Raw genomic sequence first — 15,784 nt, forward strand, 5'->3', positions numbered from 1 at the left:
CGGGGTGAACTGGCCCCGGGGGTATGACGGGGCGGCATGCCGAAGGCAAGCCCCGTTCTCTGGCCCAGGCCTAGGGGACGAAACGTCGCCAGCGCCCGTCGATCGCCGCGAGGCCGAGCCCGATCAGCAGCATGCCCAGGAGCTGGTGCGTGGTCACGCGCTCGCCGAGAAAGGCGATGCCGAGCAGCAGCGCGCTCACCGGGATGAGGAAGGTCACCAGCAGCAGGTTGGTGGCGCCGGCCCGCGCCAGGATGCGGAAGAAGATCACATAGGCGAGGGCGGTGCTGATAAGCGCCAGGCCGATCAGCGCCGCCCAGGTGCCGCCGCCTGGCATCGGCAGCGCCCAGGGCCGATCGATCAGCAATGCCAGCGGCAGAATCAGGATAGAGCTTCCGGTGAGCTGCCCCGCCGCCACCGCCAGCGGCGGACGTCCCCGGAATCGCCGGCCGAACACGCCGGCGAAGGCATAGGAGAGTGCTGCCGCCAGGACCGCGAGCTCGGACCAGAGGTGACCGCCGAGCCCGCCGGCCAGGTCCAGGCCGAGCATCAGCGCCACGCCGAGGATCCCGAGCACCACGCCGCAGAGCTTCGCCGCCGTGGCCTTCTCCTCGGTGGTGAAGGCATGCGCGACCAGCACGGTGAAGAGCGGTGTCGTGGCGTTGAGGATCGAGGCGAGGCCGCTCGCGATCTCCTTCTGGCCCCAGAAGATCAGACTGAACGGGATCGCGTTGTTCAAGAGCCCCATCAGCAGGAAGTCGCGCCACACGGCGCCGTCGCTCGGCATGCGCTGGCCCAAGGCGAGCAGCAGCAGGTGCAGGGCCGCCGCCGCGATCACGACGCGCGCGAGCACGATGGTGAGCGGTGGCAGCTCGGCGACCGCGATCTTGGCGAAGAAGAACGAACCGCCCCAGACCATGGAGAGCAGCACCAGCAGCAGCCAGTCGCTGCCGGACATGCTGCGGGTTGCTTGTGCAGGGGACACGACATGCTCCGCGCGAAGACTCATTCCCCCACCCCGGCCCTCCCCCGATTCGAGGGAGGGAGAAGAAGCGCTCGGTGCAGTTCCCCCCCCCGATTCGGGGGAGGGTTAGGGTGGGGTACGTCTCGCTAAGATCGAACCGATCGGCCCGCGCCGCTATCCGATGCTTGCGGTCTTCCTGGCGCCGGCGAGGAAGGTATCGACCACGAAGTCGATATGCCGGTTGAGCTCGACCTCGGTAGGGCGCCGCGTCGGGTTCAGCAGATTCTGCAGGTAGAGATCGCCGCGCAGTGAATGGATGAACTGGTGCGCGCTGCGCTCCGGGTCCGTGGTCGCGATCAGGCCGGCGGCGGCGACGCTGCGGAAGAATTCTGTCAGGTATTTCGCCACCGTCTGCGGCCCGGTGCGATAGAAGACATCGCCGATTTCCGGCACCCGACCGCATTCGCCGATGGTCAGGCGGAACAGCGCCAGCCGGTCCGGCCGCATGATGAGATTGAGATAGCCGCGGCCGAAGGCGCGCAGGCTTTCTTCCAGCGCGCCGTCGAGCGGCAGCGCGTGCACCAGATGCGCGAGTTCCTCGGCGCCCTCGGCGACCAGCGCGCCCAACAGGCCTTCCTTGTTGCCGAACTGCTGGTAGACCGTCGCCTTGGACCCGCCGGCCAGCTCGACGACCGCGTCGATGCTGGCATTGGCATAGCCCCGCTCCAGGAACACCTTCTGGGCGGCGGCCAGGATCGCCTTGCGGCGGTCTTCGGGGGAACACCGGGTCCGGGCCGGGCGGTCGGCGGCCCGCGCGGTTGCGGTTCTGGCCATGGGCACCTCCATCTGCCTTCGCACTGTAACGTACGGGACGGTCTGTTTCAACACGGCAAGCCGGGTCTTTCGCCGGCCGACCCGTCCATTCACAAGCGGGGCAGAATAAAATGAGCCAAATTCAATACCATAAACGTAAGTATAGTTGCAGGCTCCGGTCTGTGACCCATGTCACCCAGGGTCAGCTTGACGGCGTCGCTCTCAGCTATATGTACTTATCAGTACAAAACTGAAGCGCCCATTTGGGGGAGAATTGAGATGAAGCGGACCTTGCGGCGTATCCTTCTCGGCAGCGTTGCCCTGGCCGTGCTGGCCGGTGCCGGCGCCTTCGGCAGCTATTGGGTCAAGACCGGCCGGTACCTGGAATCGACCGACGACGCCTATGTCCAGGCCGACTACACGACGATCGCGCCGAAGGTCTCGGGCTACATCGCCGATGTGAAGGTCGAGGACAATCAGCCGGTGAAGGCCGGTGACGTCCTGGCGGTGATCGACGACCGCGACTTCAAGACCGCGCTTGCCCAAGCCAAGGCCGACGTCGCCAGTGCCAAGGCCGATGTCGACAACATCGAGGCCCAGCTCGCGGAGCAGCAGTCGGTGATCCAGCAGGCCCAGGCCGCGATCGAATCCGACCAGGCGGGCGTCAAGTTCGCGCAGCAGGACTACACCCGCTATCACAATCTCACCGCCCAGAAGGTCACCTCGGTGCAGGACGAGCAGCGCGCGCAAACGGTGCTGCAGCAACAGAACGCCGCCCTGCAGCGCGACCGCGCCGCCTTGGCCGCCGCGAAGCAGCGGATCGATGTCCTGACCACCGCGAAGACCAAGGCCGAAACCGAGGTGCAGCGCCTCGAAGCCGTGCAGCAGCAGGCGGAATTGAACCTGGGCTACACCACGATCGTGGCGCCGATCGACGGCACCGTGGGCGCGCGCAGCCTGCGCACCGGCCAGTATGTGCAGGCCGGCACCCAGCTGATGGCCGTTGTCCCGCTGCATGCGGTCTATGTCGTCGCCAATTTCAAGGAAACGCAGCTCGCCGATGTGAAGACCGGCCAGCCGGTCGAGATCACGATCGACGGCCTGCCCGGCGTCACCGTGAAGGGCAAGGTCGATAGCCTCGCCCCGGCGAGCGGCTTGGAATTCGCGCTGCTGCCGCCGGACAACGCAACCGGCAACTTCACCAAGATCGTGCAGCGTATCCCGGTGAAGATCGCGCTCGAGATCGACGGCGACCTGGTGGGCCGCCTGCGCCCCGGCATGTCGGCGGAGCCGGTGATCGACACCAAGCCCGCCGCCGCAAGCACCAAAGTCGCGAGCAACTGAGTCCCGCCAGGGGGAAGCCGCCATGTCCATCGCCGAAACCTTCGATGCCATTCCCGAGCGCCGGCCGGCCGTCGCAGCGCCGGTCCGGAAGATGGACGTATCGCCGGCGGCGCCCGCCAACCAGAACACCGATCAGGTCCCACTGAAGACCTGGATCGCGGTGATCGGCGCGGCGCTCGGCGCCTTCCTGGCGGTCCTGAACATCCAGATCGTCAATTCCTCGCTGGCCGACATCCAGGGCGCGATCGGCGCCGGCATCGACGACGGCGGCTGGGTCTCGACCTCTTATCTGGTCACCGAGATCATCGTCATTCCGCTCAGTGGCTGGCTGGCCGGCGTCTTCTCGATGCGGATCTATCTGCTGGCCAGCACGGTTCTGTTCCTGGCCTTCTCGGTCGCCTGCGCCTTTGCCGGCAACCTGACCGAGATGATCATTCTGCGCGCCTTCCAGGGATTCAGCGGCGGCGCGCTCATTCCATTGGCTTTCACCATCATCGTCACCATGCTGCCCCGCGCGAAGCAGCCGGTCGGTCTCGCGCTGTTCGCGCTCTCCGCCACCTTCGCGCCGGCGATCGGCCCGACCATCGGCGGCTATCTCAACGAGAACTACGGCTGGGAATACATCTTCTATGTGAACCTGGTGCCCGGCCTGGTCATGCTCGCCATGCTGGCCTATGCGCTGCCGCATTCGAGAATGCAGCTCGGCCGCCTGAAGCAGGGCGATTGGCTCGGCATCGTCGCGATGGCGATCGGCCTCGGCGCGCTGCAGACCTTCCTCGAGGAAGGCAACAAGGACGACTGGTTCGGATCCGAGCTCATCACCACGCTCGCCGTGACCGCGGCGGTCGCGCTCAGCGCCTTCATCGCGATCGAGCTCACGGTGAAGCGCCCGCTCTTGAACCTGAAGCTGCTGCTGCGCCGCAACTTCGCCCTCGGCACGGCGTCGAACATCCTGCTGGGCGCCGCACTCTACGGCTCCTCCTTCGTGCTGCCGCTCTATCTTTCCCAGGTGCAGGGCTACAACGCCGAGCAGATCGGCGAGGTGCTGGCCTGGACCGGCATCCCGCAGCTGATCCTGATCCCGCTGGTGCCGCGGCTGATGAAGTCGGTCGACACGCGGATCCTGATCGGCCTCGGCTTCACCCTGTTTGCCGTCAGCAACTTCATGAACATCTATCTGACCACCGACTATTCCGGCCCGCAGCTCCTCTGGCCCAACATCGTGCGCGCGATCGGCCAGGCGATGGTGATGACCCCGCTCTCCGCGGTGGCCGCCGCGGGCATCGAGGCGGAGAATGCCGGCTCGGCTTCGGGCCTCTTCAACATGACCCGTAACCTCGGCGGCGCCATCGGCATCGCGCTGTTGCAGACCATCCTCACCAAGCGCGAGCAGTTCCATTCCAACGTGATCACGCAGAACGTCTCGGCCTTCAACGAGGCGACCCGGCAGCGGATCGGCGAGCTGACGCGCTACTTCCTGACCCACGGCATCTCCGACCCGGCGACCGCCCAGCACCAGGCCATCGTCGCGATCGGCCGCAGCGTGCGGCGCCAGGCCACCGTCATGGCCTACAGCGACGCCTTTGTGCTGATGGGCTTCGCGCTGGTGGTGGCGCTGGGTCTCGGCCTGCTGCTGAAGAAGGCGTCCGGCACCGGCGCCGCCGGCGCGCATTGAGAAGTCGGCTAAGCCGCGCGGCCGTTGTTCTCGACCATGCCTTGCTTGGCCGCGGTGACGAGGTCGGCCCAGCGCTGGGTGACGACGCGGCAGAAATCGTTGGCGCGGCGGCCGTATTTCTCGAACTCGCCCTTGGCCCGCGCGATGGTTTCCGCGGCACCGGCTTCGCCGAGCTTTCCCTGCAGCACATGGCCGAAATTGCTGACCCAGTCCCGCGCGAGATCCATCGAGACCTCCCAATGGCACTGGAAGCCATAGGCAGTCTGGCCGAAGCGGAAGGCCTGGTTGGTGCAGGTCTCGCCGGTCATCAGCCGCACGCCGCCCTCGGGCAGGCCGAAGGTGTCCTCATGCCACTGCATGATGCGCTGGCGCGGAGCGAGGCCCGCCAGCAGCGGATCGTCGCGGCCTTCCGGCGTGATCTCGATCGGCAGGAAGCCGAACTCGAAGGTGTCGTTGACCCGCACCCGCTCGCCGAAGGCCCGGGCCATCAGCTGGCCCCCCAGGCACATGCCGAGCAGCGGCTTGCTCTGCGCATGGAAGGCGCGCAGCAGGTCCAGCATCGGCAGGAAGGCGGGGAAGCGCGCGTCGTCATGCGCATGCTGCGGCCCGCCGAGGACCACCGCGCCGTCGTAACCTTCGGGCGAATCAGGAACCTTGTCGCCGTGATGCGGCAGCAAGGTGGTGAGCCTGGCGCCCGCCGCCTGCAGATAGTCGCCCAGCAGCGAGATCGGCGAATTGACGTCGTTCTGAAGTACCAGGACCTGCATCGGCTCCATCCCCCGCGCGGGCTTGCCCGCGCAACGTCTCTTGCGCGCGGCCCATGCCGCGCCACGTCCGCGATGGCGGGAAATATGCGGTGATCGCCCGCCGGAATCAACCGGCCGCCGCAAGGCCTAGAGCGCCGGCAGCAGCGCCCCGATCAGCTGCACCGCGCTCAGCAGCGGCACCAGCGCCGCGGTTTCCCGCGCCCGCGCCGGCGCTGCCGCCGTTGTCTCGCCCGGGATGGTGTAGCGCCGGGTGATCTGCGCCATCGACCAGTGCAGCACCAGCACGGTTTCCGCGGTGTCCAGGTTCCGCGTGTCCAGCACATGCAGGATCTTCTCCAGCGGCGCCTCCAGGCCGAGCATCCGCAGGATATGCGTCCGCTTCTCCACCAGCCGCACCGCCGCGACCAGGATCGCGATCGCTTCGTTCCGGCGCAGCCGCAGCCGCGCGGCGAGGCCCAGGCGCCAGCTCTTGGCGAAATCCGCGAGCGCGCGGCGGGTGGAGGGCGAGAGCTGCTCGACCAGCCCCGGCTGGAAGCCGAAGAAGCTCAGCGTGGTCGCCTTCTTCGCCTGGCCGAAGGCCGCGCGCGGCACGCCGGCCTCCTCCAGGATCCGGCGCGGGATCGGCCGGTCATAGTCGCCGCCGACCGAGTAGGGCGCCAGCTCCGGCGTGTTGGAAATCGCGACCACGTCGCGGTGGTTGAGCGCGCCGATATAGGGCAGAGGCAGGTGGATGAAATCCATGCGGCGGCGGTATTCGCCCAGCGAGCCGCCGTCGAGGTCGCCGCGCTTGATCACATCGCTCGGCACCTTCTGCTTCTCCCACATCGTGTCGCCGTGGCAGCCGGTGAAGAGCACGCGCTGCCCGATCATCGGCGCGAAGGCGAGATAGTTGACGTCGGAGCCTTCCAGGGCGTGGCAGAAGAACTCCGCCTCCGGCGTCGCGAGGTCCTCGCGCTGCAAATAGAAGCGGCGGTCGGTGACCGTGATCGCCATGTCCAATGCCTTGGCGATCTCCTCGCCGCTGTCGGAATCGACGATGCCGAAGGCGCGCCGCGCATGGCCATGGGTCACCGCCTCGCGGCAGCCGGCCTCGCGCGCCAGCGCCGCGCAGGCCGGCGAGTCATATCCCTGCGAGATCGTCGCCAGCGGCCGGTAGGGATGGGGCCGCGCCGGGTCGCGGGCATTGTCGAGGGTCGCCTCGACCACGCGCGTCAGATGGCTGCGGTAGTCGGCGAAGGCCGTGAAGCGCGGCGCCTGCGGCTTGCGCTGCACGGTGATCTCGAGATCATGACCGATCGCGAGGTTTTCGAAGTAGTAGCCGCGAATCTCTTCTGCGCGCAGCGAGGGGAAGCGGATCGGCGAATGTTCCAGACCGCCGAGGATGTCGAAGAAAACCCGGTGATAGTCGAGGAAGTCCGGATCCAGCGCATCGCCGCGATGGGCGAGCAGGAAGGGCAGGGAATTGCTGACGAACAGCTTCGCGCCGTCGCGGCAGGTGAAGACCGATTCCAGCGTGTGACTGGGCGGCACGATGGTCCAGCCGTCTGTGCCGAGCACGCCGCCGCTGCCGAAGGCATCCGCTTTCTCCGCGAAATCCATCGCATCGAGCGATCCGGGCCAGGCGCCTTCAAAGAAGGCATGATCCGAGCGGCAGACGCTGCCGCCGCAGATCAGCCGATGCCGTTCCGGTCGGCCGTCGATTTCCAGCAGCCATGCCAGCGGCGGCAAGGCCTCGCGGACCTGTGCATTGAGCTTCAAGTCGGTCTCCCCGCGCGCCCCCGCGCGCTTTTGGGAATTTTACCCGAGGCGGAGATCGGCTCAAAGCCCGTCACGCACAACGCGGTGTGCGAAATTCTTATAGTTCAATGCGCGAGATGCCGCCTTGGCCAATAGCGGCGCACCAAGCCGCCGCGCTGTCCGAGCGCCAGGGATGCGAGATAGAAGACGCCCGCGACCAGCACGATGGCCGGTCCCGACGGCGTGTTGAGATGATAGGAGAGGATGAGCCCGAGCAGCGAGGCGGCCATGGCGATCCCGCTGGTGGTGAGGATCAGTCCCCCCACGCTGCCGGCCCAAAGCCGCCCCGCCGCCGCCGGCAGCAGCAGCAGCCCGACCGACATCAAGGTGCCGAGCGCCTGCATGCCGGCGACCAGGTTGACCACGACCAGGACCAGGAAGACGAGATGCGCGACCGCGCCGGGTCCTGCCGCCCTGCCGCCGGCGGCGACCCGCAGGAAACCCGGGTCGAAACACTCGACCACCAGCGGCCGGTAGATCACCGCGAAGGCGAGCAGGGTCAAGGTCGCCGCGCCGGCGACCAGCAGCAGCGATTTGTCATCGACGCCGAGCAGCGAGCCGAACAGGATATGCAAGAGATCGACGTTGCTGCCGTGCAGCGAGATGATCAGCACGCCGCTGGAGATCGAGATCAGGTAGAAGCCGGCGAGGCTGGCATCCTCTTTCAGCGGCGTCACCCGGCTGACCAGCCCGGCGAGCAGGGCGACCAGCAGGCTGGCGGCGAGCCCGCCCAAGGCCATCGGCCAGAGTGCCAGCCCGAACAGCATGAAGCCGACCGCGACGCCGGGCAGCACCGCATGGCTCATCGCATCGCCCATCAGGCTCATGCGCCGCAAGACCAGGAAGGAGCCGATCGGCCCGGCCGAGAGCGAGATCGCGATACAGGCGATCAGCGCCCGCCGCATGAAGGCGAACTCGGCAAACGGCGCGATCAGGAGATCGTGGAGGGTCATCGTGGATTAAGCCGGCACTTCGCAGACCGGCGCATTCTCCAGCCAGCCTTCCGCGAGGCTGCGCGCCCGCGCGAGATTGGCGTTATCCAGCACGTCCCCGGTCGGACCCCAGGCGATCGGCTCGCGGGCGATCAGCAGCGCTTCGGGAAAGGCGCGCCGCGCCATGTCGAGATCGTGGATCGCGGCGACCACCGTGCGGCCCTCGCGCGACCAGCCGACGATCAGGCGCAGCAGGTCCTCGGTGGTGCGCTGGTCGATCGCGTTGAACGGCTCGTCCAGCAGGATGACCGGCGCATCCTCGACGATCAGCCGCGCGAACAGCAGCCGCTGGAACTGGCCGACCGAGAGCGCTTCGATCGGGCGAAGCTCAAGCCCCTGCAGCCCGACCGCGGCCAGCGCTGCGAGACTCTGTCGGCGATGCGAAGCCGTCAACCGCCCGAAGGCGCCGCTGCGGCGCCAATGGCCGAGATCGGCGACGTCGAGCACTTTGAGCGGAAAGCCGCGATCGACCTCGACCACCTGCGGCAGATAAGCGATGGCGCCTTTGCGCCCGGCGGCGATATCGACATGGCCGGAGGCGATCGGGGCCAGGCCAACGATCGCCTTCAAGAGCGAGCTCTTGCCGCCGCCGTTGGGACCGCAGAGCGCGGTCAGGCTGCCTTCGCGGAAATGGCCGGTCAGGTGATGGACCGCCGGATGCCGGTTATAGGCGACGGTGAGATTGCAGACCGAAATCGCCGCCGGCCCTTCCGCCGCGACATGCAACGGCGTGCGATGGACATGCGGGTGGGCGAGATTCATCGCGTCAGAGCGCCCACTGCACCGCCGCCCACAGCAGCAAGGCCGCCAGGACGGCGCCGCCCAGGCGCATCGGCATGCTGGCGGAAAGCAGGGTCTTGGGGCTGGCGACGGTCTCGGGCATGGCGGAAATCCGGTGTTTGATTTGTTATAACATAACAAGCCGGCCCGGGCTGGCAAGACGGGAATCCAGGTCCCCTCAGCTGCCGCAGGGGGAGATTGGCGGCAAGGTGACCGGGGTCACTGCCGCCGCTGGCGGCGGCGGCAGTCGCTGCAGAAAATCCAGCATCGCGCGCTCGGCTTGCGGCGTCTGCACGTCGTTATGGCCGGCGCCATCGATGGTCAGCCAGGTCTTCGGTTCCGACGCCGCGGCGAAGAGCGCGCGTCCCAAGGCGATCGGGATCAGCGTGTCGTCGCTGCCGTGAAAGACGAACAGCGGCGCCTTGTTGAGACCGATCTTCGCCAGGGAGTCGAAGCGGTCGCGCACCAGCCAGCGGGCGCCGAGATAAGGCAGCTGGATCGCCGCCACCTCCGCGATCGAGGTATAGGGCGAGCGCAGGATCACCGCCTTGACCGGATGCTCGGCCGCGAGCTGCACCGCGACCCCGGTCCCGAGCGATTCACCGAACAGCACGATGCTGGAATCCGGAATGCCCTGGGTGTTCAGGAAGGCATAGGCCGCGCGGCCGTCCTCGACCAGCCCGCGCTCGCTCGGGCTGCCGGGATTGCCGCCATAGCCGCGATACTCGAGCGCCAGCAGGCCATAGCCCGCGTCGATCAGGAATTTCGCGAAGGGCAAGTGATTGCCGATGTCCCCGGCGTTGCCGTGGAAGAACAGCACGGTCGGCATATCGATCCGTGCGGCGCGGAAGTACCAGGAGCGGAGGTCGAGCCCATCCGCGGTCTGCAGGCAGACGATCTCGCGCTTGGGCAGCAGCGTCGGATCGTTCAGCATCGGCGCGCCGTCGCTCCGGTGATAGAGCATCTTGTCCTGCATGAACCAGAGGATGCCGACCACCATCGCATAGACGATGACGGCGCCTTTCAGCAGCGAGAAGAGGAAGCGGCCCAGTTTGCTCAAGACGTGCGCCTGCGCATCGATCGGAAAGCCTTGTCTGAAGCGGGTTTCCGCACCTTAGCGCAAAGGGAAACCGCCGGGCCAGAGGCCCGCCCCGACTTGTCCCAAAGGGAAACCGCCGGGCCAGAGGCCCGGCGGTCAAGCTTCCGCGGAGGAGAGACGCGGAAGTGGAACTAGCGCCCGTGATTCAACGGCCGTAGCGGTAGAGCTCGGTGCCGTGTTCCTCCAGCCAGTCGCGCGCCATGTTGATCGAGCGCGGCGAGAGCTCGCGGCAGAGCTTCCAGAACTTCGGCCCGTGGTTCATCTCCTTGAGATGCGCGACCTCATGGGCGACCACGTAGTCGAGGACGTATTTCGGCGCGAACACCAGGCGCCAGGAGAAGGCGAGCTCGCCCTCGTCGGTGCAGGAGCCCCAGCGGCTCTTGGTGTCGCGGATCGAGATCTTGGTGATCTTCTTGCCGATCGCCGCGGCCTTGTCGCGGGCGCGGGTCTCGATCTCGCGCTTCGCTTCGGCTTTCAGCCATTCGTGCACGCGGCGCGGCAGATGCTCTTCGTAACCGGCGACATGGATCTCGCCTTCCTCGCACCAGACGACGCCGCGCGCGGTCGGGCGATGGCGGATGCGATGGTTCTCGCCGAGGAAGGGAACGACGGCGCCGTGGCGGAACGGAATCGGCTCCGCCAACTGGTCGAGGCGCTCGGCGATCCAGTCCTTGTTGCTTAACGCAAATTTCTTGCCTTCTTGTCGCGAAGTGCGTTTCGGCAGGACGATCACGACGCTCGCTTTACCATAGTCGAGGCGCATGATGATGCGGCGCGCGCGGCGGTTCTCGCGGAACACCAGCGGCACTTTTCGCTCATCGAAATTGAGCATCGTCATGTCGGAAATTTCGCCGATCCGGCGACGCGCGGGCGCGCGTTTTCCGGCGCTTTTTCCAGCGCCGCGATTTCCAGATTCTTTCCGATTTTTCAGTGCGTTCGGCATTTCCGCAGCAGGCTGGAGAACGGTCGGCTGCGGCTAGTCTAACCCCCTTCGCGCGGGGCGCAATCACTTACGCCTTTTTTCCACGCATAGCTAACCCGCGCGTCGCGCCGCCCGGCGCTCCGCGGAAATAAGGGCCTGTTTTCGCTCAATTCCCCAGGCATAGCCGCCGAGCGTACCGTTATTACGCAAAACACGGTGGCAAGGGATGGCCAGGGCGACCGGATTTGTGGCGCAGGCATTGCCCACCGCGCGCGAGGCCGAGGGCTGGCCGATCGCCTCGGCGATCTCGGCGTAGGACCGGGTTTCACCGGTCGGGATTCGGAGCAGCTCCTCATAGACCCGGCGCTGGAAGGCGGTGACCTGGATGTCGAGCGGCAGATCTTCGCGGGGCTTCGCACCGTCGATCCGGCGCAACAATTCGGTCACATAGCGGCCCAGCGCGGCATCGTCGCGCTCGATCGAATCCGCTTCCGGAAATTCGCTGGCGAGATCCTTGAGCAAGGCGCCCTCGGCGGTGCCGAGCTCCACGCGGCAGAGTCCGCGCGCGGTCGCCGCGACCAGCAGCTTGCCGAGACCGCATGGCGAGATCGCATAGAAGATCGCCGCACCCTTGCCGCCCTTGGCATAGCTCGCCGGCGTCATGCCGAGCGCGGCCATCGCCCGTTCATAAACCCGGCTCGACGAGCCGTAGCCGGCTTCGAACGTGGCGGCGGCGACGCCATCGCCGCGCTTCAAGCCGCGTTTCAGCTGTTTCATCCGCAGCGCGTCGTCGTATTGCCGCGGGCTCACCCCCAAGGTCTGCTTGAACTGGCGCTGCAGATGCCAGGGCGAGACGCCGCAATGCTGCGCCAATTCCTCCAGCGTCACCGGACCTTCGGCTTCCTCGGCGACGCGGTTCTCTATATAAGCGGCGGCCCGGCGTGCGACCGCCGCGGCACTGGCGGCGGCCCCCAGGGTCTTATCGGGGGTGGCGATCGCGGTCTGCATGGTCTTCCTCGGTTTCTTCATCTGCATGTCCAGCATCTGCCGAGAGAAATAGGCCGCGTTCCGTTCTCACTCTATCCGATGCTTGCGGGTCGTGCGCAGGACACTAGGACAGACTCCCTGCCACTAATTCCATGTTGAAAACCCATGGATATCCACAACATTTGGAGTCGACCCTCTTGCCTATCAGGATATTGTGGAGTGAAATCTGCCGGACACAATATCCTGATGCAGCAATCCGGGCAGTGAGGCGAGAACATGGAATGGACCGAACAAAGGATTGAAGTACTGCGGAAACTCTGGGGGCAGGGTCAGACCGCCAGCCAGATCGCGGCGATCCTGGGTGGGATCACCCGGAATGCGGTGATCGGCAAGGCGCACCGCCTCGGCCTCACCGGCCGGCCCTCGCCGATCAAGCGCGAAGCCGGTGCCTCGCCGCAGCCGCGCCGTCGCGCGGCGGCCCCGGCCGCCCGCCGTCTGCCCGGCGCCGGCCAGCCGGGGTCGGTCCACGGCCAGCCGCTGCCGCAGACTCATGGCTCCGCCGCACAGCACGCGCCGGCGCAGCGCGCCGAGGCGCATGAGCCGGTGACCCGCGAGGCGCCGCCGCCGGCGCCGAAGACCTCGAACCGGGTCGCCGCCCATGCCGGCAGCAAGACCTGCTCCTGGCCGATGGGCGACCCGAAGCAGCCGGGCTTCCACTTCTGCGGCGAGCCGGCGGAAGCCGGCAAGCCCTATTGCGCGCATCATTGCCACGTCGCGTATCACAAGAAGTCGGAAGCAGCCTGATCCGCGAACCGGTTCCCGGCGCTGAAACAAATCCCGGCCGGGCGAGGCATCGCCTGGCCGGTTTTGTTTTGGCGCTGCTCTGCCTCGTCGGCTTCGGTGCGCGCGCCGAAGACAGTCTCCGCACCATCACCGTCGACCAGACCGAGCGCAGCTATGTGCTGCACGTGCCGCGCCATGTGAAAGCGCCGGCGGCATTGGTGATCGTGCTGCATGGCGGCGGCGGCTCGGCCAAGAGCGCCATCGCGCAAACCGGCTTCGACGCGGAAGCCGAAGAGCGCGGCTTCATCGCGGCCTATCCCGAGGGCACCGCGCGCAGCCGCTTCCACACCTGGAATGCCGGCGTCTGCTGCGGCGCCGCGGTCGAGCGCGGCGTGGACGATGTTGGTTTCATCCGCGCCATGGTGGCCGACATCGCCGCCGCCCATCCGCTCGATCCGAAGCGCATCTATGCGACCGGCCTTTCCAACGGCGGCATGATGGCCTATCGCCTCGGCTGCGAGGCCAGCGATCTCCTCGCGGCGATCGCGCCGGTCTCCGCCGTCGTGGTCGTTGCGCCTTGCGAGCCACGCTTCCCGGTCTCGCTGCTGCACATCCACGGCACCGCCGACCGCAACGTGCCGATCGAGGGCGGTGTCGGCGCGAAGTCGATCGTCAAGATTCCCTATCCGCCGGTCGAAGGCTCGATCGCTTTCTGGGCCGCCTGGGGCGATTGCGGCAAGGATCCGATCGTCAGCTCACCGGCACCCAGCGTCGAGCTCCGCTCCTATCCGCGCTGCACGCTGGGGATCGCGGTCGATTACTACGTGATCGCAGGCGGCGGCCATGCCTGGCCGGGCGGCAAGCGCCTGGCGAAATTCCTCGACGCGCCCTCCACGGCATTGGATGCAACGCCGCTGATCTGGCGGTTCTTCGCCGCCCATCCGAAGCCTTAGCTTCTTTGTCACCTATGACATAAATCAAGGAGTGCCCGGGCATTCCGGCGGATGCTCGCCTGTCTCAGCGAGGATCGGGCATGTTCGAGGTGCGGATACACGGCCGCGGAGGCCAAGGAGTCGTGACGGCGGCAGAGATGCTGTCGATCGCGGCCTTCGAAGAGGGCCGCCACGCCCAGGCCTTCCCGAGTTTCGGCTCCGAGCGCACCGGCGCGCCGGTCATGGCTTTCTGCCGCATCGCCGACCGGCCGATCCGGGTGCGCGAGCCGGTGATGACGCCGGATGCGCTGATCATCCAGGACCCGACCCTGCTGCACCAGGTCGATGTATTTCAGGGCCTGAAGCCCCATGGGTACGTGCTGATCAATTCCGCGCGCGGCATCGCGGCCCTTGGGCTCGAAACGCTGAGGCATCCCCGGGAGCGCTTGCTGACCGTGCCGGCCAGCGATCTTGCGCTGAAGCATGTCGGCCGGCCGCTGCCGAATGCGGCGCTGCTCGGCGGCCTCGCGGCCTTCGCCGGCCTGGTGCATCTCGCGTCGGTCAATGCCGCCATCGCCGCAAAATTCTCCGGAGCGGTCGCGGTCGCCAACATCGCCGCGGCCGCGGCGGCGCATGACTGGGTCTGCGCGGAGCTGAAGGAGCCGGCCTGATGCTGAGACAGATCGAAGGTTCGCGCGCCGTCGCCGAGACGGTTGCGATGTGCCGGCCGGAAGTGGTCTGCGCCTATCCGATCAGCCCGCAAACCCACATCGTCGAGGCGGTCGGCGAGCTGGTGAAGAGCGGTGCGCTCAGCCCTTGCGAGTTCATCAACGTCGAGAGCGAGTTCGCCGCCATGTCGGTGGCGATCGGCGCCAGCGCCGGCGGCGCACGCGCCTACACCGCGACGGCGAGTCAGGGTCTCCTCTTCATGGTCGAGGCGATCTACAACGCCTCCGGCCTCGGCCTGCCGATCGTCATGACCGTGGCGAACCGGGCGATCGGCGCGCCGATCAACATCTGGAACGACCACAGCGACGCGCTCTCGCAGCGGGACAGCGGCTGGATCCAGCTTTTCGCCGAGACCAATCAGGAGGCGGCGGACCTGCACATCCAGGCCTTCCGTCTGGCCGAGGCGCTCTCGCTGCCGGTCATGGTCTGCATGGACGGCTTCATCCTGACCCACGCCTATGAGCGGATCGACTTGCCGAGCCAGTCGCAAGTCGACGCCTTCCTGCCGCGCTACGAGCCGCGCCAGCTGCTCGATCCCCTGGATCCCGTCACCATCGGTGCCATGGTCGGTCCGGAAGCCTTCACCGAGGTGCGCTATCTCGCCCATTACCGCCAGGAACAGGCGCTGGAGATGATTCCCGGGATCGCCGCGGATTTCGCCTCCGCCTTCGGCCGGGATTCCGGTGGCCTGCTCCGGCCCTATCGGCTGGAGGATGCCGAGACCGTGGTGATCGCGCTCGGCTCTGTGCTCGGCACGATCAAGGATGTGATCGACGAGATGCGCGATGCCGGCGTGAAGATCGGCGTGCTCGGCATCGTCAGCTACCGGCCGTTTCCCAGCGAAGCCATCCGCGCGGCGATGCGCCATGCCAAGCGCTGGGTGGTGGTGGAAAAGGCGCTCGCGGTCGGCATGGGCGGCGTGGTTTCGACCGACGTGCGCATGGCGCTCGACCCCGCCTTGCATCAGGTTGGCACCGCCGCGATCGCCGGGCTCGGCGGCAGGGCCATCACCAAGGATTCGCTGCGGCGTCTGTTCGACACCGTGGTCGATGGCATCGCGGAGCCGCTGCATTTCCTCGACCTCAATCTTCCGGTGGTGAAGCATGAGCTCGAGCGCATGGGCAGCCTGCGCCGCTCCGGGCCGATCGCCGAAAATCTGCTGAAGCAACTGGGCGCCGTCGCCGCCCGGATCGCCTGAGGGCC

General features: G+C 67.1%; 15 protein-coding genes. 6 read left to right on the top strand and 9 right to left on the bottom strand.

Annotation, left to right across the window (positions count from 1 at the left end):
• Nucleotides 1-70: 70 nt before the first annotated feature.
• Together ACYQ4T_RS18915 and ACYQ4T_RS18920 are read right to left on the bottom strand one after the other, a co-directional pair.
• Nucleotides 71-1,006 carry a DMT family transporter gene (locus ACYQ4T_RS18915; protein WP_459857431.1) on the bottom strand — a complete coding sequence of 312 codons (936 nt, stop codon included), beginning with the start codon at nt 1,004-1,006 and terminating at the stop codon, nt 71-73.
• A 129-nt stretch (nt 1,007-1,135) separates the two neighbouring features.
• Complete coding sequence (locus ACYQ4T_RS18920; RefSeq protein WP_459857434.1) at nt 1,136-1,795, bottom strand: TetR/AcrR family transcriptional regulator; 660 nt, start codon at nt 1,793-1,795, stop codon at nt 1,136-1,138.
• Between the two features lie 258 nt (nt 1,796-2,053).
• On the opposite strand from ACYQ4T_RS18920, the gene ACYQ4T_RS18925 reads away from it, so the two are divergent.
• Nucleotides 2,054-3,118, top strand: coding sequence for an HlyD family secretion protein (locus ACYQ4T_RS18925; protein WP_459857437.1), 1,065 nt, complete (start codon nt 2,054-2,056; stop codon nt 3,116-3,118).
• Nucleotides 3,119-3,140: 22 nt separating this feature from the next.
• Entirely contained in the window at nt 3,141-4,793 is a 1,653-nt protein-coding gene (locus ACYQ4T_RS18930; protein WP_459857440.1) for an MDR family MFS transporter, read from the top strand.
• An 8-nt stretch (nt 4,794-4,801) separates the two neighbouring features.
• Here the strand turns inward: ACYQ4T_RS18930 and ACYQ4T_RS18935 are convergent, their stop codons facing one another.
• The 7 genes from ACYQ4T_RS18935 to ACYQ4T_RS18965 form a co-directional block, all read right to left on the bottom strand.
• Nucleotides 4,802-5,560 (bottom strand): type 1 glutamine amidotransferase, encoded by a 759-nt coding sequence (locus tag ACYQ4T_RS18935; RefSeq protein ID WP_459857443.1) that lies wholly within the window; start codon nt 5,558-5,560, stop codon nt 4,802-4,804.
• A 126-nt stretch (nt 5,561-5,686) separates the two neighbouring features.
• Nucleotides 5,687-7,318 (bottom strand): hypothetical protein, encoded by a 1,632-nt coding sequence (locus ACYQ4T_RS18940; RefSeq protein ID WP_459857445.1) that lies wholly within the window; start codon nt 7,316-7,318, stop codon nt 5,687-5,689.
• A gap of 104 nt (nt 7,319-7,422) precedes the next feature.
• Nucleotides 7,423-8,310 carry a metal ABC transporter permease gene (locus ACYQ4T_RS18945; protein WP_459857448.1) on the bottom strand — a complete coding sequence of 296 codons (888 nt, stop codon included), beginning with the start codon at nt 8,308-8,310 and terminating at the stop codon, nt 7,423-7,425.
• Between the two features lie 6 nt (nt 8,311-8,316).
• Complete coding sequence (locus ACYQ4T_RS18950; protein ID WP_459857450.1) at nt 8,317-9,111, bottom strand: metal ABC transporter ATP-binding protein; 795 nt, start codon at nt 9,109-9,111, stop codon at nt 8,317-8,319.
• Between the two features lie 196 nt (nt 9,112-9,307).
• Nucleotides 9,308-10,189, bottom strand: a complete 882-nt coding sequence (locus ACYQ4T_RS18955; RefSeq protein WP_459857452.1) for an alpha/beta hydrolase — start codon at nt 10,187-10,189, stop codon at nt 9,308-9,310.
• A 184-nt stretch (nt 10,190-10,373) separates the two neighbouring features.
• Nucleotides 10,374-11,066, bottom strand: coding sequence for a M48 family metallopeptidase (locus ACYQ4T_RS18960; RefSeq protein ID WP_459857454.1), 693 nt, complete (start codon nt 11,064-11,066; stop codon nt 10,374-10,376).
• Nucleotides 11,067-11,261: 195 nt separating this feature from the next.
• Nucleotides 11,262-12,179 (bottom strand): bifunctional transcriptional activator/DNA repair enzyme AdaA, encoded by a 918-nt coding sequence (locus tag ACYQ4T_RS18965; protein ID WP_459857456.1) that lies wholly within the window; start codon nt 12,177-12,179, stop codon nt 11,262-11,264.
• Nucleotides 12,180-12,413: 234 nt separating this feature from the next.
• Here ACYQ4T_RS18965 and ACYQ4T_RS18970 point away from each other — a divergent pair, with 234 nt between their 5' ends.
• From ACYQ4T_RS18970 to ACYQ4T_RS18985, 4 genes are all read left to right on the top strand, one after another.
• Nucleotides 12,414-12,941, top strand: coding sequence for a GcrA family cell cycle regulator (locus ACYQ4T_RS18970; protein ID WP_459857459.1), 528 nt, complete (start codon nt 12,414-12,416; stop codon nt 12,939-12,941).
• 68 nt (nt 12,942-13,009) lie between these two features.
• Nucleotides 13,010-13,873: a CE1 family esterase gene (locus ACYQ4T_RS18975; protein WP_459857461.1), complete on the top strand. Its 864-nt coding sequence runs from the start codon at nt 13,010-13,012 to the stop codon at nt 13,871-13,873.
• An 80-nt stretch (nt 13,874-13,953) separates the two neighbouring features.
• Nucleotides 13,954-14,523, top strand: coding sequence for a 2-oxoacid:acceptor oxidoreductase family protein (locus tag ACYQ4T_RS18980; protein ID WP_459857464.1), 570 nt, complete (start codon nt 13,954-13,956; stop codon nt 14,521-14,523).
• Entirely contained in the window at nt 14,523-15,779 is a 1,257-nt protein-coding gene (locus ACYQ4T_RS18985; protein ID WP_459857467.1) for a transketolase C-terminal domain-containing protein, read from the top strand. The genes ACYQ4T_RS18980 and ACYQ4T_RS18985 overlap by 1 nt, the downstream gene beginning before the upstream one ends.
• The last annotated feature ends 5 nt before the right edge of the window (nt 15,780-15,784 follow it).

It is taken from the genome of Dongia sp. agr-C8, assembly GCF_054658695.1.